This window comes from Agromyces binzhouensis (assembly GCF_042672355.1).
GTDB classification, from domain to species: Bacteria; Actinomycetota; Actinomycetes; order Actinomycetales; family Microbacteriaceae; genus Agromyces; species Agromyces binzhouensis.
The window spans coordinates 265594-284830 of record NZ_JBHXVJ010000003.1 but is presented as its reverse complement, the minus strand read 5'-3'; the positions used below and the strand labels follow the sequence as shown (position 1 = coordinate 284830).

Below are 19237 nucleotides of genomic sequence, written 5' to 3'. Positions count from 1 at the left end.
TTCTGCGTTGGAGTGCGGGTTGGTTCCGTACTCGAACGCACAAGTCGCACTTGGATGGGGGGCGTGGCGTGCGGTGAGCGCCGAGCGCCGAGCGCCGTTCCGTGCGAATGCAGGACGAGACGCGCTGCGGCGCCTCATGTACGCCCATGATCCGCCTCATCCTGCGTATTCGGCCGGGTCGGTCGGGTCGGGTCGAGCGCGACCCCGACCCGCGCGGTGCGAACGCACCATCCGCCCTGCCCGAAGGCGACGGCCGCGCCGACGCCGCGTCACGCGACGGAGAGCGGCGTCCGGATCGCGCCGATCAGAAGGTACCTGATCGAGACACGCCGGAAACACTGCGGCGATACGGTGACGTCACCGCTGAGGCCCGAGCGCGGTGAGCAAAGCCCCCAACGCCCGTGCAGGACCCATCGGAAGAGGCACGTCATGAAGCTGCTCCACATCATCGCCAGCCCGCGCAGCCAGGCATCCAACACGCTCCGGGTCTCGAACGCGCTCCTCGACGCGCTCGGCGAGCGGATCGCCGACCTGGAGGTCGAGGAGGTCGAGCTGTTCCAGGCCGACCTGCCCGCCATCGCGGGCGACAACATCGAGGCGAAGTACACGCTGATGGTCGGCCAGCCCATCGACAAGAGCCACGCCGAATCCTGGAAGCAGATCGAGCGCGAGATCGACCGGTTCACGCACGCCGACGCCTACGTGATCTCCACGCCGATGTGGAACCTCAGCATCCCCTACGCGCTCAAGTACTACATCGACTGCATCGTGCAGCCGGGATACATGTTCCGCTACGACGAACTCGGCCGCGCGCTCCCCCTCGTGCACGGCAAGAAGATGGTCGTCGTCACGTCGCGGGGCGGCGACTACTCCGAGGCGAGCCCGCTGCATGCCTTCGACTTCCAGGAGCCGTACCTGCGTGCGATCTTCGCATTCGTCGGCATCACCGACGTGACCTTCGTGAACGCGCAGACGATGGATGTCTCGCCGGAGTTCCGCACGGCCTCGACCACGAACGCGATCGACGAGGTCCTGCGCGTCGCGGGCTCCGAGGATTGGGCCACGCTCGGCGGCGCCGCCGCCTGACGGTTTCTCGGCATCGGCCGTACCTCGCGCCCGGGCGCGTCGGTCCTGCCGGTGAACGCAGGATGAGCCGCGTCTCGGGCTCCGAACGGGGACCCATAGGCCGGCTCATCCTGCGAATTCAGGGGGCGAGCCCCGCGCGCCGAGTGGAAACTGCGCGCGAGCGCGGGAATTGAGACGGGTGTGGGACGCGAACGCAGGATGAGCTGCGTCACGGGGTCGAGCGAGGGCACATGGTTCGGCTCATCCTGCGAACGCGGCTGCCCGAGCCTGCGCCGAGTGAAGCCTTCGAGCGATCTGCGCGTATTGAGACGAGTGTGGGACGCGAAAACAGGATGAGCCGCGTCACGGCCTCGCAAGAGGTCCCGTAGTGCGGCTCATCCTGCGAATGCGGATACCCGAGCCCGCGCGTCCGCCGCGACACCGGCCGGGGCCCGGGAGGGCCGCGCGCGCGCCCGCGCGGCCCCCCGGCCGGCGTGATCGCCCTCCGCGAACGGCGGGCCCAAAGTCTTAGCACTCTCACGTCGAGAGTGCTAATCTCGGATCAAGTTGAGTCGAGGGGACTCAACTCCAGATCTCACGAGAGGAGACGCTCATGGCAATGAGCTGGGACCCGTTCCGCGACCTCGACCGTCTCGCGGCGAGCATGATCGACTCGAGCCGAGGCCCGCGGATGATGCCGATCGACCTGCACCGCGACGGTGACCACTACGTCCTGTCCGCCGACCTGCCCGGGGTCGACCCCGGTTCGATCGACATCGACGTCGACGGCCAGCTGATGACCATCCGCGCCGAGCGCACGCTGCGCAACGACGAGAACGTGCGGTGGCTCGTGCACGAGCGGCCGAGCGGGTCGTTCCTGCGCCAGCTCACCCTCGGCGAGGGCATCGACACCACCGGCATCAGCGCCCACTACGACAACGGCGTGCTGAGCGTGATCATCCCGGTGTCCGAGCGCGCGAAGCCGCGCAAGGTCGAGGTGCGCTCCGCGGCCGACGACGTCGTCACGCCCGAGGTGACCTCCAGCGGCAGCTGACCCGGCGCGCCCCGCGAGGGGTCGTCGGGCCGACCGGCACGGCGGGGCGGATGCGCGGCATCCGCCCCGCCGCCGTGTGTCCGGCCGGGTTCGTGACGCCGCCCGGGCCGCCCGGCACTGCGCGGGCGGCCGCGGCCCGTGACCGTCCGGTCGAGTTCGGCCGAACCGCGCGTGAAGGGCAGCGGAGAATCGGTCGAAGCCGTACGATCGGCGTACGCGCGAGCCCGCGCACCCGACCGCCACCCCACGCCGACCCGCGGCGCCCCGCCGCTCCGCCGACACGACGCCCCCGATCCCCTCGGAGCACCCCGTTGAGAGCCCCCGCCGATGACGAGCCCATGCCCGACTTCGGTGCGCCCGGCGACCGCCCGGGCCACGCTCAGCGCGGCCGACGCTCGCGCGACGGGGGCGCGTCCGACGAGGTCGGCGTGCTCGAGCGGGATCGCTGGGCCATGCGTGCGAGCGCGAGCCCGGGACGCCGTCCGCGCCGCCGCGCCGCGACGGTCGTGCTCGACTCCGACGAGCACGCGGATCCCGACCGGCGCCGGTATTTCCTGAGTTCGCTGCAGCCCAGCGGCGACTACGAGGCCGTGATCGTCGCGATCACCGATGGCTCCAGCCGCCGCTACTTCAGTTCGCGCGACGGCTCGCACTTCATCGAGGTCGACGAGCTCTCGTTCGAGCAGCGACGCAAGAGCGGAACGCGATCCCTGCTCGAGATCGGCGAGCACGAGCTGCGCGAGCTCGAGGGTGCGCTCATCTTCGTGCGGCCGCTCGACGGTCGCGACCCGATCGCCGAGGTCGCCGCAGCGAAGAAGGCGTCGCTCGAGGCGACGCGTCCGTTGGCGATCGTGCCGGTGACCGCGCCAGGCGCGGTCGATGCGACGACGGATGCCGCGGCCGGCGGCTCCGCGGACGCCCTCGGGTCGGGCGCCGACGCCGCGCCGGCCGAGGCCGCAGCGGATCGCGCCCACTCCGAATCGTTTGGGTCTGCTGCGGCGGTCGAGTCGTCGGACGCGGACGCGGACGCGGACGCGGATGCGGACGTGCCGCCGGGGCCGCGGCGCTCGACGTTCGAGCCGGTGGTGCCGAAGCCGTCGGCCGGCGTGCCCGCCGACGACGCGGATGCCGCCGCGGGTGCCCCTGCGGACCGCGACGCAGACGCGGGGGACGAAGCCGAGTCACCGGCCGGAGCCGAGTCGCCCGCCGACGCCGGATCGCCGGTCGGAGCCGGATTACGCGTCGGAGCCGAGTCGCTGGCCCGAACCGAGTCGCCGGCCGGGGCCGAGTTGCCCGCCGAAGCCGAGTCGCCCGCCGAAGCCGGATCGCCGGCCGAAGCCAAGTTGCCCTCCGAGGCCGAGCCGCACGCCGAAGCCGAGCCGCCGGCCCGAGAAGAGTCGCCGGCCGAAGCCGAGGCCGAATACGCTGCCGCACCCGACGCCGCTGTCGAAACCGACGCCGTCGTCGATGGCCGCACCGCTACGGCCGAGGCCGGCGCCGCCGACGGAGTCCACCCGGCCGCCGTCCACGACCCGGCGGCATCCGACCGGGCGCTCGCGCCCAGCCCCGCGACCACGGCACGGCCCGATGCCGTGCCTGCCGAGGCATCCTTTGCCGACGCCGTTGCCGACGCCGACGCCGACGCCGACGCCCCAGCCCACGAGCCGGCCGCGCCGCACCCGGCCGCGCCGCGCTCGCACGGGTCGCTCTCCGCGCTCGACGCCGTCGCGCAGGTCGCGCTCGCGAAGGGCATCGCGTTCGCCGCGCACCGCGGCCAGCTCGACAAGAGCGGCACGCCGTACATCGACCATCCGGGTCGTATCGCCGAGCGGTTCGATCCGGTCACCGACCCGATCGCGGCGGCGGCGGCGTGGTTGCACGACGTGCTCGAGGACACGCCGATCACCTCGCGCGAGCTGTTCGAGGCGGGCGTGCTGCTCGAGGTCGTCGGCGTCGTCGAGCTCCTCACGCGCCGGCCCGAGATCACGCCCGACGAGTACTACGCGCGCATCCGGCGCCATCCGGTCGCGCTGCGCGTCAAGCTCGCCGACATCGACGACAACACCGCGCCCTGGCGGCTGCGCCGCCTCGACTTCGCCAAGCAGGCGCGCCTCGCCGAGAAGTACCGCCACGCGCGTCGCGCGCTCGGCGTGGACTGACGGGCCCCGGGACCTTCGGCCCGGGTGGCGCGGCCGCCACCGCGAGTAGCGTGTGGCCCGCGTCCGGCCGAGCCGTGAGACAAGAGCGGGAGTACCGGGTTTCAGGCGGCCTTCCCTTCGGGGCTGCGCCAAGCAGAGCACGGCTGGTCCCACCCGCCGCCGGACGCGATGTCGCGGGTGGGCGCCGACGGCGTCAGGCGGATGCCGCGGCATCCGCCCGGTCGAAGACGAGCGCCTGCAGCAGCAGCTCGAGCGAGTGCTGCACGCGGTCGTCGGGCCAGCCCTCCGGATCCTCGACCGACTTCACCTCGTAGCCGCGGCAGTAGAGGTAGAGGATGTCGGCGATCCGTGCGGCCTCCTCGCGGTCGGCGGCGCGTGCGCCGTCGAGGAAGCTCTCGTAGGTGGCATCCGTCACCGTGCGGAGCAGGTCGTAGGCGCGGTCGTGGCCGGCGCGCACGTCGGCGATGACCTCGATCCAGAGGCTGCGGAACACGGATTCCTCGGGGGAGGAGGTGCACATCCAACGCGTGAGGGCGGCGAGTCGCTCGACGCCGACGAGGCCGCCGAGCTCGTCGCGGCGCTCGTCGTCCCAGCGGGCTCGGGCGAGTTCGAGGGCGTTCGCCATGAGCTCGGCGCGGCTCGGCACGAAGTGCGTGATGAACGCGGTGGAGCGGCCGAGTCGCTCGGCGACCGCGCGCAGGGTGACCGCGTGCGTGCCGCGCTCCTGGGCGACGGCGACCGTGGCGCGCGCGATGTCGGCCAGGCGTTCGGCGGTGTCGACTTCGGCCGGCAACGGCGGCTCCCTTCCGGCGGGGCGGATGCCGCGGCATCCGCTCGTTGACATTCCGACGGGCACCACACTAACGTCGCTGCAGGTGTTGTGAAACACTGTTTGAAAAAAGATGGAGGACGTGTGGCGGGCGACGGAGTCACCAATGGCGGGGTCTCGTTCTGGATGCAGCAGGTCGGCGTGCCGGCCGAGCGCCCCGCGCTCGCGGGCGACCTCGACGTCGACGTCGCGATCGTCGGCGGCGGCTACACCGGCCTCTGGACCGCGTACTACCTCAAGCGCGACCAGCCCGACCTGCGGATCGCGGTGCTCGAGCAGCGGTTCGCGGGCTTCGGCGCCTCCGGCCGCAACGGCGGATGGCTCACCAACTCGGTCACGGGCGGTCGCGAGCAGTACGCGAAGAGCCACGGCCGCGACGCCGCGATCGCGCAGCAGCGCGCGCTGAACGAGACCGTCGACGAGGTGATCCGCGTCACGGGCGCCGAGGGCATCGACGCCGGCATCCACAAGGGCGGCGAGCTCGAGATCGCGACCGCGCCCGCACAGCTCGCGCGCCTGCGCGCCGCCGCGGCGGCCGAGCGCGAGTGGCCGGCGACGGATGTCGAGGAGCTCGACGCCCGCGAGACGGCGGCCCGCGTGAACGTGTCCGGCGTGCTCGGGGGGCTGTGGCATCCGCACTGCGCCCGCGTCCATCCCGCGAAGCTCGCGCTCGGGCTCGCGGCGACCGTCGAGCGGCTCGGCGTCGCCATCTACGAGGGCACCCGTGTCACCGAGATCGCGCCCGGCGCGGCGCGCACCGAGCACGGCACCGTGCGCGCCCAGTACGTGCTCCGCGCGACCGAGGGGTTCACGCCGAACCTGGCCGGCGAGCACCGCACGTGGCTGCCCATGAACTCGTCGATGATCGTGACCGAGCCGCTCGCGGCATCCGCCTGGGACGAGATCGGCTGGAATGGCCGCGAGACGCTCGGCGACTTCGCCCACGTCTACATGTACGCCCAGCGCACGGCCGACGACCGCATCGCGTTCGGCGGTCGCGGCGTGCCGTACCGGTACGGCTCGCGCGTCGACGTCGACGGCGCCACCCAGCCGCGCACCATCGAGAGCCTCACCGAGCTGCTGCGCCGGTACTTCCCGGCCGCCGCGGGCGCCGCGATCGAGCACGCCTGGGCGGGGGTGCTCGGCGTCCCGCGCGACTGGGCCGCGACGGTCGGTCTCGACCCGGCGACCGGGCTCGGCTGGGCCGGCGGCTACGTCGGCACGGGCGTGACCGCGACGAACCTCGCCGGCCGCACGCTCCGCGACCTCGTGCTCGGCCGCGACACCGAGCTCACGCGGCTGCCGTGGGTGAACCACCGTGCGAAGCGGTGGGAGGTCGAACCGCTGCGCTGGCTCGCCGTGCAGGCCATCTACACCGCGTACCACGCCGCCGACCGCGCCGAGCTGCGCGGTCGAGCGACCACCTCGCCGATCGCGAGGGTCGCCGACCTCGTCGCGGGCCGCTGACCCGTCGCCTGCCGCTGACCCGTCGCCTGCCGCTGACCCGTCTCAGGCGGGCTGCACCTCCGGGAACATCCACGACCCGTCGAGGACCTCGGTCCGGGGCCGGTACATCCGCACGCCGTAGTTCCAGCCCTCCATCAGGCCGAGGCGGTTCGGTCGGCCGTCGTCGGGCCCCCCGAAGTTCACGGTCGTCGTGCCGTCGTCGTTGCGGGTCGCGGTCGTGCTGTTCACGCTCACCAGGCCGTCCGTGACCTCCATGAAGCCCTTCGGGTTGTACACCGTGACCGACCAGAACGCGTCGACCGGCACGTCGCCGAGCTCGAGCCGATAGGCGCCGAGCGGCAGCTTCGGTTCGACGTTGAGGTAGAACGCCTCCGACTTCGGCAGTCCGCCCCACCCGACCGCCGTGCCGATCAGGTGGTGCACGGGATCCACCTCGTCGCGACGGCCGAACGCCGTGGTGAAGCCCCGCACGCCTCGGCCGAGGGCGAGCAGTGCGTTCCGCGTCTCGGCGAGCGACGCCTCGTCGTACTCGGGCATCGGGAACGGCCCGCCGGTCGTCGCGTCGAGGACGAGCCCGTCCTGGAGCGCGTTGACGGCGGCGACATCGTCCGGGTCGTCCGGGTTCACGAAGATCCGGGGCACGAGCACGACCCACTGCGTGTCGAAGTCGTCGGCGGTCAGCCGGTGCTCGCCGGGCTCGTGGAGGATGGTGGGGATGTAGTGGTCCTGGTCCACGATCATGAGCGACAGGTATCGGTCGCCGGGGTCGGGGATCGTGACCGTCGCGCCGTCGGTCACGTCGATCACGGCCATGCTGTACAGCGTGTCGCGGTTCTGCCGGACGACCGGCTGGTTGTCGAGCGGCGTGGGCGTCCGACTGTGCACCCAGCGCCCGGTGCCGCCCGATTGCGCGGCGAATGCCGCGAACATGCGATTCGTCTCGGCGCGTGCGAAGTTGTCGACGTTGACGAGCTCGGCCATCTCGGTTCCCCCCGGATCGGTGGACGGTCGGGCACAGCCTAGTGTGCGACGGATGCCGCGGGGGACGTCGGTCCCGCGCGGCCGCCCAGACGTGCGCGGCCGTCGAGGACCGCGTCGCACGTGGTCCCGGGCCCGCGATCGGAGTACCGTGCGAGTCAGCGGCACGCACGGTCGCGCCGAGTCGGGAGCGACGGATGGACCTCGCTGCGTCGGGCGGGAGCGGGCTGGGTCTCGCGGTGCTGCCGCTCATCGCTCTGTTCGCATCGCTCGTGGCTGCCACGGCCGTCGGTTCGCTCGTCGTCGCGTGGTTCCAGAAGCCGCGCGCCGCGGCGGACCCGTCGCTCGTCGACCCGGAGACGGTCGGACTGCTTCCGGTCGCGTACGTCTCCGGTTCCGCATCCAACCGTTGGCTGCCCGCAGCCGTGGTCGAGCTCGCGCTCGACGGCGTGCTCACGATCGAGGACCGTCGCCCGGGTGGCGCGAGCGAGGACGTCGATTCGGCTCGCGGCATCCGCCTCGTCTACGCGTCCGACCTGCCCTCGTCGAGGGCGGGGACTCCGCGCGACGCGTCGCCCGACCTCGTCCTCGCCGTCTTCGGGCCGGGGGCCACGGGCACGGCCTCCGTGATCGCGCACGGCGCCACCGTTCCCGTCGACCGCGTCGTGGTGCAGAACGGCGAGCTCGCCTGGGCCACCCGCCGACGGTTCCTCGACACGGCCGGGCGCTACCGCGAGCCGCGGCCCGTCGGACGATTCCGCACGGCATCCGTCGCCGGGGTCGCCGGCGTCGTGCTCGGCTTCGTCGCCCAGTTCATCGGGAAGGGGACGGATGACTCGATCGCCTGGATCGCGCTCGCCGTCGGTGCGGTCTCACTCGTCGTACGTGCCGTGCTTCCGCGCTGGATCCCCCTCAACGCGACCGGACTCGCACTGCGGGAGCGGGCGAACGACCTGCGCGAACGGATCGCCGGCGCCGACCTCCGTGACGTGGCCGCCGCCCGATCGGCGCTCCCGTGGGCCGTGCTCTTCGGCCAGGACGAGGTCATCGCACGGGCGGCCGCGACGCTCACGCTGCGCGATGCCGAGTCCCGCTGGTACGGCTCATCGGAGCCGGCCACTCCGGAGCGGCTCGCGTCGTGCCTCCGAGTGGCCGCCGGGGCACTCGTCCAGCCGATCGCCGTCGGCGACCGCGACGACGGGCGACTCGGGAATCGGCTCCTGGAGCAGCGGGGCCTGAACACCGATGGCGGGTACTTCAGCGAGACCAGGGGGTGGGGGCGGGGCGCGATCTACGGCGGCGCCGCCGGCGACGGGTTCGACGGCGGAGGCATCGGTGGCTTCGAGGGCGGCGGTGGCTTCGACGGCGGTGGCTTCGACGGCGGCGGTGGCGGCCCGTAGGGACGGGAGCGGGCGGTCGTCCCGTTCGGCGCGTCGGTACCGAAGTACCGTGGATCGCGTGAACCCGCCCATGCCGCCTGCGCCGGAGCGGGTCGGCGTGCGGGGCGTCGCTGCGATCGCCGGGCTCGTGCTCGCCACGTTCGGAGCCGTGCTGCCGCAGGCGATGAGCGCCCCGACGCTCGCGCTCACGGCCGAGTCGTATTCCGCCACGGTCGCCGAGTCGAGCTGGGCGCTCACCGCGACGCTCATCGTCGCGGTCGCCTCGACGCCGGTCCTCGGCCGACTCGGCGACGCGTTCGGTGCGAGGCGGATGCTGCTGATGCTCCTGCCCGTCGTCGCGATCGGCCTCGTCATGGCGGCGCTCGCTCCCGACCTCGGCTGGCTCATCGCCGGGCGCGCCGTGCAGGGACTCGCGGGCGGGGCGTTCCCGCTCGCGATCGCCTGCGTACCCCACGTCGTGCCGACGCGTCGTCGCGCCGCCGCGGTCGGTTTGGTCACCGCGACCTTCGCGACCGGCACGGGCTTCGGCGTCGTGATCGCCGGGCTGCTCGTCGACCACGTCGGCGTGCGGGCGCTGTCATGGGTGCCGCTCGCGTTCCTCGCCGCCGCGGAACTGCTCATCGCCGCGTCGCTCCCGCACATCCCGACCCACCCCGACGTGCACCTCGACGTGCGCTCGGCGGTGCGGCTGTCGCTCGGGCTCGCCGCCCTCCTCGTCGCGCTCACCGAGGCGCCGCAGTGGCCGCTGCCCGCGGTCGCGACGGCCGGATGCCTCGCGCTCGGCGCCGGCCTGATCGCGGCGTGGCTCGTCCGCGAGCACCGCAGCCCGGATCCGCTCGTCGATCCGCGGACGCTCCGGCGACGCGGTGTCTGGTCGACGCACCTGACCGCCATGCTGCTCGGCGCCACGCTGCTCGGCAGCTTCGTGCTACTGCCCGCCTTCGCTGAGGCCCCCGCCGAGACCGGACGCGGGCTCGGACGAACGGTGACGGATGCCGCGCTGCTCCTGCTGCCGGCATCCCTCGCGATGCTCGCGGTCGGGCCGCTCTCCGGCGTGCTGCGCCGCCGCATCGGCACCCGCGCGCCGGTGCTGCTCGGCGCCGTGACCGCCGCCGCCGGCGGGTTGGTGATCTTCGCCGCGACGCGCGACTTCGCGGCGCTGCTGGTCGGGACCGTGCTCCTCGGCGCGGGCATCGCCGTGGCCTCGGCGGGCATGGTGAACGTGCTCGTCGACCAGGTGCCCGACGACGAGGTCGGCGTGACGACCGCCGTCAACGTGGTGGCGCGGCAGGTCGGCGGCGCGCTCGGCGCGGCGGGGGTCGCAGCGGCGCTCGCCGTGGGCGGCGCGGGGCCGGACGACGCCGACTACGGCGCGGCGTTCGCGGTGCTCGTCGTGCTCGCGGGGCTCGGGGTGCTCGCGTCGCTGTCGATCCCGCGCCGGGCCGGCGTGCCTGGAGCCTGAGTCGCCGCCCGGCTGAACCCGACTCGGGTCGTCAGGGCGACCACGCCGGCAGCGTGATGCGGGTCCCGGTGGACCCGCCGTGGGCGATCTCCTGGTGCGCGACGACCGTCTCGGCGGCGTCGACCGCGGGTTCCCCGGTTCCGGGGTTCCGCGCGAAGCGCGGGTGCGCGCCCGAGCCGACCTGGACGCCGAGGCGGTGTCCGGCGGCGAACCGGTGGAAGGTCGGCCACAGCGTCACCGCCACCTCGCGGAACCCGTCGTCGTCCGGGTCGGGGTCGGTCGCGACCGTGCCGGCCGAGCCGATGCGTCGGATCCCGTCGCAGACGGTCATCGAGCGTCCGTCCGGGTGCACGTCGGTGATGCGGACGAACACGTCGAAGCTGGGCGCGCTCGATCGGACGCGCACGGTCGCGACGGGCTCGCCCGCGACGTCGAGCGGCGCGCTGAGCGGGCCGGATCGGTAGGTTGCGACATCCGGCCGCTGCTCGTGCTCGGCATTGTCGACCGGTTCGGCACCCCGCTGTCGCATCGGACCGCCGACGGCGGGCGTGGGGTGCTGCGGGTCGTACGTGTACGACGTGATGCCCGGCGCCGCGGCATCCGGGGCCATCCCGAGGTCCGCGCCCAGGTGCCAGACCCGGTCGGCGGTCGGCGGCGGCCACTCGGGAAGGTCATGCCAGCGCTCGGCCCCCGTCTGGTACGCGCGCACCGGCGCCGGTCGGTCCCACGCGTCGCCGAGGAACGTCTCGCGGAGGAAGGCGACGGTGTCGGGATGCGACGCGGAGGCGCGTTCCGGCGATCGGTGGCTCCAGGCCCCGATGGTCAGGCGCGGCGGGTTCCCCGCCTCGACGAGGCGCCGGTACGAGCGCAGGTGCGAGGGCAGGAAGAGGTCGTACCACCCGGTGGTCATGAACACCGGTGAGGTCACGTCGGCGACGGACGCCGCGTGCGACTGCCGCGTCCAGTACTCGTCGGCGAGGTCCTCGTGCCGGAGCCACTGCTGGTACCACTCGATGGGATGGCCGGCGGCGGCGGTGTCCCCCGCGCCGAGCGGCAGGACGTCGAGGGCCTGCTTCAGCGCGCGATCCGGCAGGAGCATCCCGAGCATCGCCGCGGGGCCCTGGCGCAGGCGGTCCATTCCCCGGCTCCAGCCCAGCGCGGTGTTCAGGGCGAACGCCCCGTTCTCCCAGGCGACCGAGCCGAAGTCGGTCAGCGCCACCTCCACGACGAGCGCCTCCGGCGCGTCCTCCGGATGCTCGCGCTGCAGCGTTCCCGCGGCCGCCCACTCGGCGTAGGCCATGTAGCTCTCCCCGGTGGTCGCGAGACGACCGGTGAACCACGGCTGGCGCCGCACCCAGCGGTAGGTCGCGATGGAGTCGCGCTGCTCGTCGACCCACGGACTGAACTCGCCACCCGAGCCCCAGGTCCCGCGGCAGCTCTGGAACAGGACCGGGAACCCGGAGTACGCGAGCACGCGGGCGATCGTGCCGATCCCGCCGCGCCGACCGTACGGGCCGCGGATCACGATGGTCGGCATGCGGCCGTCGACGTCGACCGGGAGATAGAGGTCGCCGAGCAGTTCGACGCCGTCGTCCATGGGCGTCCGCAGGTCGCGCTGCACGGTGATGTCGTGCGAGCCGAGCTCGACGCCGCGCCAGAGTCGCCGGTCCAGGGCTTTCGTGATCCGCCAGCGCGTCGCGGTCATGCCGTCTCCTCACGGTCGCCCGTCCCGGGGCCGGGCCGGCGCCGCCCCCGCGCTGTCAATGTAGCGCGCGCCCGCCGCGACCGGACGTCCCCGAGCGGGTCACGCCTCCACGAACGCCCGACCGTAGAGCGCCTCGGCGTTGCGCCACGCGATGCCCTCCGCGACGCGGATCGCCTCGTCGATCGGCCAGCCGTGGTCCTCGACGTACCCGCCGAGCACGCGCGCCGCGGCATCCCGCCACAGCCGTGCGCCGAGCAGCACGCGCTCGGGAACGCCCCACGCGTCGGTCGAGAACAGCACGCGCGAGAACGGCGCGAGGTCGAGCGACTCGCGCACGACCGAGTCGGCGTTCGCGCCGAGGAAGCCGACCGCGAGCCCGACGTCGAGGAAGACGTGCGGGAAGACGTGGGCGAGCCAGCCCGCCTCGCGCACGTACGGGTAGCAGTGCAGGAACGCGATGCGCCCGCCGGTGCCCGCCGTGGCCGCGACGAGCGGCTGCATGCGGGAGGGATTCGCGCGCTCGAGCACTAGGTCGGCGTCGCCGAACCCGGCGTGGACCTGCAGGACCGCACCGCGCTCGAGCGCCCACCAGATGAGGCGGCGGATGATCGTCGGGTCCGTGAGGCGCGGGCGGGCGGATGCCCCGGGGCCGGCGGCCTCGGCGAACCACGCGTCGGCCGCCGAGCGCAGCTCGATCGAGGTCGGCTTCGACGGGTCGAGGTCGAGGCCGCACCGATGCGCGGCGACGGTCTTGAAGCCGACCGCGTCGGCGGCGGCCTGCTCCAATGCGGGTTCCAGCCGGTCGGCGAACTCGGCAGCTGATGCGCTCTGCGCGAGCACGGTCTCGGCGATGGTCTCGAGCCGGGCGACGCGATGCGTGGGCGCGCCGGCCAGTCGCGCCATCCGCTCGTCCGCCATCAACAGGTCGGGGCGGTGGCCGTCGTCGACGAGGTACGCGGCGACGCCGGAGGCGCGGAGGAGCCGGCGGGCGACGTCATCCGGTCCCAGCGCGCCGCGCGCGGCGAGGTAGTCGTCGGGGCTCGCGAAGGCCGGCAGTCCGAGGAGCGGCGCGCAGTGTCGTCGCAGCGCGAACCCCTGCGCGCTGTCGAACACGTCGGCGGGCGACGCGGTGTGGTCGGCCTGCGTGAGCGCGCCGAGCAGGTCGGCCGCGGTCGGGTCGGGCAGCATGCCGTGCACGTGGTGGTCGACGAGCGGCATCCGCTCGATCGCCTCGGCCAGGTGCTGCACGGTATCCGCGCCCATGCCGCGATCCTCTCGCGATCCGGTCGCGGCGACTACCCGAGGCGCTTCTCGAACCAGAAGTCGGCGTAGGGCTCGCCGTTGAAGTCGGGGATCTCGACGTAGCCGTGCGAGCGGTACATCGCGATCGCCTCGGTGAGCGTGCGGTTCGTGTCGAGCCGGACGGCGGCCACCCCGAGTCCGGCCGCTGCCGCCTCGATCTCTCGGAGCAGCCGCGCCCCCAGGCCGAGGCCCCGCGTGCTCGACGCGACCCAGAGCCGCTTGACCTCCGCGGGCTCGTCGCCGTGCAGCTTGAGGCCGACGCAGCCGACCGGATCGCCGTGCAGGAACGCGACGAGGAACGTGCCGTTCGGCTCGCGGAACTCGTCGTCGGGCGTGGGACGGGTGCGCGCCGGGTCGAAGCCGATGTCGAACCGCGAGGCGAGTTCGGTGAAGTACGCGGCGACGCTCGCCCGGGCCGCCGGGTCGGCCGGGTCGACGGTGCGGACCTCGACCGCCGAGGCGGTCATCAGGCGCCCGACCTCGTCCATCGCGGCGAGCAGCCGTTCCCGCTGCCGGTCGGTGAGCGGGTCGAGGATGCCGCCGACGAGCGCGTCGGACGAACGGTCGAGCTCGGCGCGCTCGGCGACCCCGGCGGGCGTGAGTCGCGCGACGCGCACGCGCGTGTCGTCGGGCGACGTCTCGACGCGCACGAGCCCATCGGCCTCGAGTGCCCGGAGCTGCCGGCTGAGGTAGCCGCTGTCGAGCTCGAGCCGCTCGCGCAGCTCGCGGAGCTGCGCGCCGCCGTCGCCCGAGGCGCCGATCTCCCACAGCAGTCGAGATTGGCCGAGGGGCCGGCCGCGCGAGAGGTACCCGTCGTCGAGCGCGCCGATCCGCTCGGTGACCGTGCGGTTGAACTGCCGCACCCTGGCGATGGCATCCATATCTCTGACTCTAGTCAGAGAACTGCGGGATGTCAGCCCGGGCAACTTCTCGGACGGGGTCCGCCGACCGCGACGGCACGAGTTCGCAGGATGGTGCGGCTCATCCTGCTCGTATCCGACTCATCGACCGGCTCATCCTGCATATTCTGGCGGCGCGCCCGGCCTGCGGCCGCCGCCCGGACCCCCGCCGCCGCCCGGCCTGCGGCCGCCGCCCGGCCTGAGGTACCTCAGGCCCGTCCGACGCACGGCGGCGGCCCAAGATAGGACACCCTCCCGATACGCGTGGCCCACCTCAGCGAGGAACCTGAGTGCAGGTGGTCAGCCACCGCACGAAGGGATCGGGATCATGGACCTCGCACACGGCTTCCTCGCACAGCAGGTGACCGAGCACGACCAGCGCACGGCCGAGTTCGTCGCCGAGCGCCGCATGGCGCGCGCACGCCGCGGCGCGGCCCGGGTCGCCGAGGCCGTCGCCGCACCCGGCCGAGGCGCCCGCGGCGCGGGCCTGCTCGCCCGACTCCAGTTCGGTCGGGCGCGCAGCGCGCACTGATGCGGCCTCAGCCCCCGGCGTTCATCCGCACCGACGGGATCCACTCGACCTCGACCGTCGACGGGTCGACCCCCGCCGTGGTCAGCCGATCGGCGAGGTCCGCGACATCCGGTGCCTGGTCGCCGCCGGTGATGCGCACGAGGTACGACAGCGCCGAGACGTAGTCGACCGAGATCACGTCGAGGTCGCTCGTCAGGGCCCACGCCCTCGCCGCCTGCGTGATCGTCGCCTGCTGCGTGTTCAGGGTCGTCGTGATCCAGGTCGACACGGTCAGGGGGATCGCGACCAGCACGAGCATCCCCGCGATCGCGAGGTTCGACCGCTTGCGGTTCACGGTCTTGGTCCCCGGGGGCGGGGGCTGGTGCCCGATGCGTCCCCATCGCTGCACGCGGTAGACGGCCATGATCACCACGCCGGTGCCGAGGATCGCCGCGACGTTCGCGATGAACAGGATGAGGGAGCCGATCGAGCTGCCCCAGTCGCCGGACTCGGCGGCGATGCCGACCACGACGAGCGGCGGGACGAGCGAGATCGCGATCGCGACGCCGGGCAGCGTGTCGGAGATGTCCTTGCGGACGAGTGCGATCGAGCCGACCGCTCCCGTCGCGAGCGCGGCGAGGAGGTCGATGAGGCCCGGCGTGGCGCGGGCCGCCACCTGCGAGTTCGTCTGCTCCGTGATCGGGCTCGCCGCGAGCAGACCGACCGCGTAGCCGATCGCGATCGCGGCCGCCGCACCGCCGATCATCATGAGCAGCGACAGCGTGAGGTTGCGCCGGTCGCCCAGCACGGTCGCGAGCATCGTGCCCTGGATCGGGAGCATCATCGGCGCGACGATCATGGCGCCGATGACGGTCGCCGTCGAATCGCCCACGACGCCCGCCGCGGCGATCACGGACGAGAGCGAGAGCAGGATCCAGAAGCGCTGGATCTTGCGACGGCGCTTCGGCCCGTCCAGGAACACCGACTCGCGCATGTCCTCGATGCGGTTCAGCGCATCGGAGGGCGGAGGCGGGTAGACGGGTTCGTGCTCCGGCGACGGCTGCGCGGCGGGAGGCTGGGACATGGCTGGCTCCTCGGCTCGACCGGGGCGCGATCCCGGTGCTCAGCCGAGCGTACGACGGGCGGTGGCGGATGCCGCGGCACGGTCGGCCGCGGCCGCTCGTGTCGCGGCATCCGCCTCGCCATCGATCGCCGGATGCGCTCAGGCGGCGGCGCGCTGCGTCTCCACGAGGTCCCGGAGGGCGTCGACGAGCGGCGTCGTGGGACGCCCGATGAGGCGCGCGAGCGTCCCGTCCGACTCGGCGAGGTCGCCGCGCGCGATGCCCTCGTCGATCGCCGCGACGAAGCCGGCCGTGCCCTCGTCGAGGCCTGCCTCGATGAGCGAGGCGATGCGCTCCTGCGGCGTCTGGTCGGCGAACGCGACCTCGCGGCCGAGCACCTCGGATGCCGCCGCGGCGAGTTCCGCGAACGTCCAGGGCTCGTCGCCGCCGAGCTCGTAGACCTCGCCGACGTGCCCCTCCTCGAGGAGGACGACCGCTGCGGCCTCGGCGTAGTCGCGGCGCGGTGCCGACGCGACCCGACCGGTGCCGGTCGCCGCGGCGATCACCCCGGTCGAGGCCGCGACCGCGACATCCTGCGCATAGTTTTCGGTGTACCAATTGTTGCGGAGGATGACGGCCGGGACGCCGACCTCGGCGATGACCTCCTCGGTGCCGCGGTGCTCGGGCATGAGCACGAGGTCGCTCGTGGACGCCTTGGGTCCGCTCGTGTAGGCGAGCTTGGCGACGCCGGCCGCCTTCGCCGCCTCGATGACGGTGCGGTGCTGGGCGACGCGCTCGCCGAAGGCGGTGCCGGAGACGAGCAGCACGGCGTCCACGCCCTCGAGCGCGGCGGCGACGGTGTCGGGTTGGTCGTAGTCGACGACGGCGGTGCGGATGCCGCGTGCCGCGAGGTCGGCGAGCTTGGCCGTGTCGCGGGCGCCGGCGATCACGTCGGCGGGGGAGGCGCCGCGGGCGAGCAGCGCCTCGACGACGAGGCGGCCGAGGTTGCCGGAGGCGGCGGTGACGAGGATGGTCATGGGGAACTCCGTTCGATCGGTTCCGACGGTGTCGGTTCACCGAGGCCAACCGGGCGGATGCCGCATACCTTCCCTTTCGGCGGTACCCACTTTGAAGTAAGGTACGCACATGGCGGTAAGTCTTGCTCAGATCCGGGAGACGTCCGGCGAGGTCTTCATGGAGGGCTGCCCGACGCGTGTCGTCCTCGACCACATCATGAGCAAGTGGGGCGTGCTCGTGCTGCTCGCCCTCACCGACGGCACGCTCCGCTGGGGCGAGCTGCGCCGAGAGGTCGAGGGCATCAGCGAGAAGATGCTCGCCTCGACGCTCCGGACCCTCGAGGCCGACGGGCTCGTCTCCCGTACGAGCTACCCCGAGGTGCCGCCCCGCGTCGAGTACTCGCTCACCGACCTCGGGCGCGAGCTGATGGACCGGATGCTCCCGCTCGTCGAGTGGGTCGCGTCGCACGCCGATGGGATCGTCGCGCGCTGACGGGTGCCGGGATCACGATCGGGGCCGACTCGGCCGAGGGTCGCCCGGCCTTGCCGCGCGACCCGTGACGTCGTAGCGTCCGGAGCAGCGGCATCCACCGCCGACGACCGGGGGGCCGACCCGCCCTCGGAGCCCGCACGACGCAAGATGCCGCCGGTCCGAGGTGAGGAGGCCGGCAGCCGTGGACGGCGACGAGGTCGACCGGCGGATGGACGACGCCGCGTCGGCGGTGGCCGAGGCGCGGTGGGAGGATGCGCGCCTCGCGTTCACCGAGGTGCTCGCCGTGCGGCCGAGTGCCGCGGCGCTCGACGGCCTCGGCCGGGCCCTGTGGTGGATCGGCGAGACCGCGGAGGCGATCGCGATGCGCACGCGCGCCTACACGGCGTACCGCCGGGCGGGGCGGGATGCCGATGCCGCCCGGATTGCGACCTGGCTGGCGATCGAGCTCGCGTCGACGCCCGGCCGGGAGGCCATCGCCCGGGGATGGCTCGGCCGCGCCGAGCGACTCGCGTCCGGCGGCGACCCGACGGCGCGAGGATGGTTCGCGCTCGCCCGCAGCACCCTCGAGACCGACCCCGTCCGGATCGCGGCGTCCGCCGAGGAGGCGCTCGCCGTCGCCCGTGACACGGGCGACGCGGCGCTCGAGATCCGGGCGCTCGGGCGGTCGGGACTCGGCCTGGTGCGGTCCGGGCGCACGGACGCCGGCATCGCCCGGCTCGACGAGGCGATGGCGGCGGCGTCGGCGGGCGAGGCGGAGGAGCCCGAGGTGTTCGCGGAGACGTGCTGCGACATGGTCGCCGCGTGCTACGAGACCCTCGACGGACGACGGCTCGAGCAGTGGGGCGGCGTCGCCGAGCGATTCCTCGGGCTTCGACCGCACCCGACCCTGCTCGGCTTCTGCGGGTCGTGCTGCGCGGGCATCCTGGCGGCACGCGGCGACACGGCGGGCGCCGAGCGCTGGCTGACCTGGACGATCGACCGGATGGAGACAGGCGGACACGCCTCGCGCTGCGTCGAACCCGCGGCGCGGCTCGCCGAGCTGCGGGTCGCCCAGGGCCGGCTCGAGGAGGCCGAGCGGCTGGTCGTGGGCGTCGAGGGCCGGCCGGAGTGCGTGCGGGCCGTCGTCGGCATCCACCTCGCCCGGGGCGAGACCGGCGCGGCCTCGTCGGTGCTGCATCGCCGCCTCGGAAAGGTCGGAGCGGACTCGATCGCCGCGATCCCCGTCCTCGCGATGCTCGTGCCGGTCCAGGTCGACCGACGCGACCTCGCCGGCGCCGAGACCTCGGTCGACCGGATCTCACGGCTCGCCGCGGCATCCGGCGACGACGCGCACCGTGCGCTCGCCGACGTCGCGGCCGCACGCCTGCGCCTCGCCCGCGGCGAGGCCGATGCCGCCGGGCAGGGGTTCCGATCCGCGGCCGAACGGTACGACCGCCTCCGCATGCCGCCGGATGCGGCACGGGCACGGGTCCTGCTGGCGGAGGCGCTCGCCGCGTCCGGGGACACGGGCTCCTCGGCCGCCGAGGCTCGGGCGGCCGCCGCGGTGCTCGACCGGGCGGGCCTCGTCGCCGAGGCGGACGAGGCGGACGCGCTCTCCAGGTCGCTCGGCGGGCGCGGCCGCGTCGGGCCGAAGCGGGTCGGCACGCTGACCAAGCGCGAGCGGGAGGTGCTCCTGCTCGTCGCCGAGGGCCTGACCAACGCCGAGATCGCCGAGCGCCTCCACATCAGCCCGGTCACGGCCGGCCATCACGTGAGCAACGTGCTCGGCAAGCTCGGCGTGCGGAGCCGGACCGAGGCGGCGATGCACGCGCACCTGCTCCGGTCCGGCTGACCGCT

The 19237-nt window shown here is 73.6% G+C and carries 16 protein-coding genes; 9 read left to right on the top strand and 7 right to left on the bottom strand.

The window, feature by feature from the left end:
- Window positions 1-429 precede the first annotated feature (429 nt).
- The 3 genes from ACFVHK_RS07160 (at window position 430) to ACFVHK_RS07150 (ending at window position 4278) form a co-directional block, all read left to right on the top strand.
- Complete coding sequence (locus ACFVHK_RS07160; protein ID WP_376928195.1) at window positions 430-1086, top strand: FMN-dependent NADH-azoreductase; 657 nt, start codon at window positions 430-432, stop codon at window positions 1084-1086.
- A 592-nt stretch (window positions 1087-1678) separates the two neighbouring features.
- Window positions 1679-2119 carry an Hsp20/alpha crystallin family protein gene (locus tag ACFVHK_RS07155; RefSeq protein ID WP_155053148.1) on the top strand — a complete coding sequence of 147 codons (441 nt, stop codon included), beginning with the start codon at window positions 1679-1681 and terminating at the stop codon, window positions 2117-2119.
- 311 nt (window positions 2120-2430) lie between these two features.
- Entirely contained in the window at window positions 2431-4278 is a 1848-nt protein-coding gene (locus ACFVHK_RS07150; protein WP_376928194.1) for a hypothetical protein, read from the top strand.
- A 193-nt stretch (window positions 4279-4471) separates the two neighbouring features.
- Here the strand turns inward: ACFVHK_RS07150 and ACFVHK_RS07145 are convergent, their stop codons facing one another.
- Window positions 4472-5071 carry a TetR family transcriptional regulator gene (locus ACFVHK_RS07145; protein ID WP_376928193.1) on the bottom strand — a complete coding sequence of 200 codons (600 nt, stop codon included), beginning with the start codon at window positions 5069-5071 and terminating at the stop codon, window positions 4472-4474.
- Window positions 5072-5233: 162 nt separating this feature from the next.
- Between ACFVHK_RS07145 and ACFVHK_RS07140 the strand changes: the two genes are divergently transcribed.
- Window positions 5234-6574 carry an NAD(P)/FAD-dependent oxidoreductase gene (locus ACFVHK_RS07140; RefSeq protein WP_376928323.1) on the top strand — a complete coding sequence of 447 codons (1341 nt, stop codon included), beginning with the start codon at window positions 5234-5236 and terminating at the stop codon, window positions 6572-6574.
- A gap of 42 nt (window positions 6575-6616) precedes the next feature.
- Here the strand turns inward: ACFVHK_RS07140 and ACFVHK_RS07135 are convergent, their stop codons facing one another.
- Complete coding sequence (locus ACFVHK_RS07135; protein WP_376928192.1) at window positions 6617-7555, bottom strand: DUF1254 domain-containing protein; 939 nt, start codon at window positions 7553-7555, stop codon at window positions 6617-6619.
- A gap of 194 nt (window positions 7556-7749) precedes the next feature.
- On the opposite strand from ACFVHK_RS07135, the gene ACFVHK_RS07130 reads away from it, so the two are divergent.
- Window positions 7750-8952 carry a hypothetical protein gene (locus ACFVHK_RS07130; protein WP_376928191.1) on the top strand — a complete coding sequence of 401 codons (1203 nt, stop codon included), beginning with the start codon at window positions 7750-7752 and terminating at the stop codon, window positions 8950-8952.
- Between the two features lie 58 nt (window positions 8953-9010).
- Entirely contained in the window at window positions 9011-10414 is a 1404-nt protein-coding gene (locus ACFVHK_RS07125) for an MFS transporter (protein WP_376928190.1), read from the top strand.
- Between the two features lie 31 nt (window positions 10415-10445).
- Here the strand turns inward: ACFVHK_RS07125 and ACFVHK_RS07120 are convergent, their stop codons facing one another.
- From ACFVHK_RS07120 to ACFVHK_RS07110, 3 genes are all read right to left on the bottom strand, one after another.
- Window positions 10446-12119 (bottom strand): CocE/NonD family hydrolase, encoded by a 1674-nt coding sequence (locus ACFVHK_RS07120; protein WP_376928189.1) that lies wholly within the window; start codon window positions 12117-12119, stop codon window positions 10446-10448.
- Window positions 12120-12218: 99 nt separating this feature from the next.
- Window positions 12219-13382, bottom strand: a complete 1164-nt coding sequence (locus ACFVHK_RS07115; protein ID WP_376928188.1) for an amidohydrolase — start codon at window positions 13380-13382, stop codon at window positions 12219-12221.
- A gap of 32 nt (window positions 13383-13414) precedes the next feature.
- The gene (locus ACFVHK_RS07110) at window positions 13415-14302 is read right to left on the bottom strand and encodes a bifunctional helix-turn-helix transcriptional regulator/GNAT family N-acetyltransferase (RefSeq protein ID WP_376928187.1); all 888 of its coding nucleotides are present in this window, start codon (window positions 14300-14302) and stop codon (window positions 13415-13417) included.
- 346 nt (window positions 14303-14648) lie between these two features.
- On the opposite strand from ACFVHK_RS07110, the gene ACFVHK_RS07105 reads away from it, so the two are divergent.
- The gene (locus ACFVHK_RS07105) at window positions 14649-14852 is read left to right on the top strand and encodes a hypothetical protein (RefSeq protein WP_376928186.1); all 204 of its coding nucleotides are present in this window, start codon (window positions 14649-14651) and stop codon (window positions 14850-14852) included.
- A gap of 7 nt (window positions 14853-14859) precedes the next feature.
- Here ACFVHK_RS07105 and ACFVHK_RS07100 read toward each other — a convergent pair whose 3' ends face one another.
- Together ACFVHK_RS07100 and ACFVHK_RS07095 are read right to left on the bottom strand one after the other, a co-directional pair.
- Window positions 14860-15915: a DUF389 domain-containing protein gene (locus ACFVHK_RS07100; protein ID WP_376928185.1), complete on the bottom strand. Its 1056-nt coding sequence runs from the start codon at window positions 15913-15915 to the stop codon at window positions 14860-14862.
- 138 nt (window positions 15916-16053) lie between these two features.
- Window positions 16054-16929, bottom strand: a complete 876-nt coding sequence (locus tag ACFVHK_RS07095; RefSeq protein ID WP_376928184.1) for an SDR family oxidoreductase — start codon at window positions 16927-16929, stop codon at window positions 16054-16056.
- Between the two features lie 109 nt (window positions 16930-17038).
- On the opposite strand from ACFVHK_RS07095, the gene ACFVHK_RS07090 reads away from it, so the two are divergent.
- Complete coding sequence (locus ACFVHK_RS07090) at window positions 17039-17401, top strand: winged helix-turn-helix transcriptional regulator (protein WP_129235379.1); 363 nt, start codon at window positions 17039-17041, stop codon at window positions 17399-17401.
- 181 nt (window positions 17402-17582) lie between these two features.
- Complete coding sequence (locus ACFVHK_RS07085) at window positions 17583-19232, top strand: LuxR C-terminal-related transcriptional regulator (RefSeq protein WP_376928183.1); 1650 nt, start codon at window positions 17583-17585, stop codon at window positions 19230-19232.
- Window positions 19233-19237 lie beyond the last annotated feature (5 nt).

Bases quoted from the DNA above. Each gene is read 5' to 3' on its own strand.
- ACFVHK_RS07130 (WP_376928191.1), top strand. From the start codon at position 7,750: ATGGACCTCGCTGCGTCGGGCGGGAGCGGGCTGGGTCTCGCGGTGCTG.
- ACFVHK_RS07120 (WP_376928189.1), bottom strand. From the start codon at position 12,119: ATGACCGCGACGCGCTGGCGGATCACGAAAGCCCTGGACCGGCGACTC.
- ACFVHK_RS07100 (WP_376928185.1), bottom strand. From the start codon at position 15,915: ATGTCCCAGCCTCCCGCCGCGCAGCCGTCGCCGGAGCACGAACCCGTC.
- ACFVHK_RS07105 (WP_376928186.1), top strand. From the start codon at position 14,649: ATGGACCTCGCACACGGCTTCCTCGCACAGCAGGTGACCGAGCACGAC.
- ACFVHK_RS07115 (WP_376928188.1), bottom strand. From the start codon at position 13,382: ATGGGCGCGGATACCGTGCAGCACCTGGCCGAGGCGATCGAGCGGATG.
- ACFVHK_RS07135 (WP_376928192.1), bottom strand. From the start codon at position 7,555: ATGGCCGAGCTCGTCAACGTCGACAACTTCGCACGCGCCGAGACGAAT.
- ACFVHK_RS07155 (WP_155053148.1), top strand. From the start codon at position 1,679: ATGGCAATGAGCTGGGACCCGTTCCGCGACCTCGACCGTCTCGCGGCG.
- ACFVHK_RS07090 (WP_129235379.1), top strand. From the start codon at position 17,039: ATGGCGGTAAGTCTTGCTCAGATCCGGGAGACGTCCGGCGAGGTCTTC.
- ACFVHK_RS07095 (WP_376928184.1), bottom strand. From the start codon at position 16,929: ATGACCATCCTCGTCACCGCCGCCTCCGGCAACCTCGGCCGCCTCGTC.
- ACFVHK_RS07140 (WP_376928323.1), top strand. From the start codon at position 5,234: ATGCAGCAGGTCGGCGTGCCGGCCGAGCGCCCCGCGCTCGCGGGCGAC.
- ACFVHK_RS07110 (WP_376928187.1), bottom strand. From the start codon at position 14,302: ATGGATGCCATCGCCAGGGTGCGGCAGTTCAACCGCACGGTCACCGAG.
- ACFVHK_RS07160 (WP_376928195.1), top strand. From the start codon at position 430: ATGAAGCTGCTCCACATCATCGCCAGCCCGCGCAGCCAGGCATCCAAC.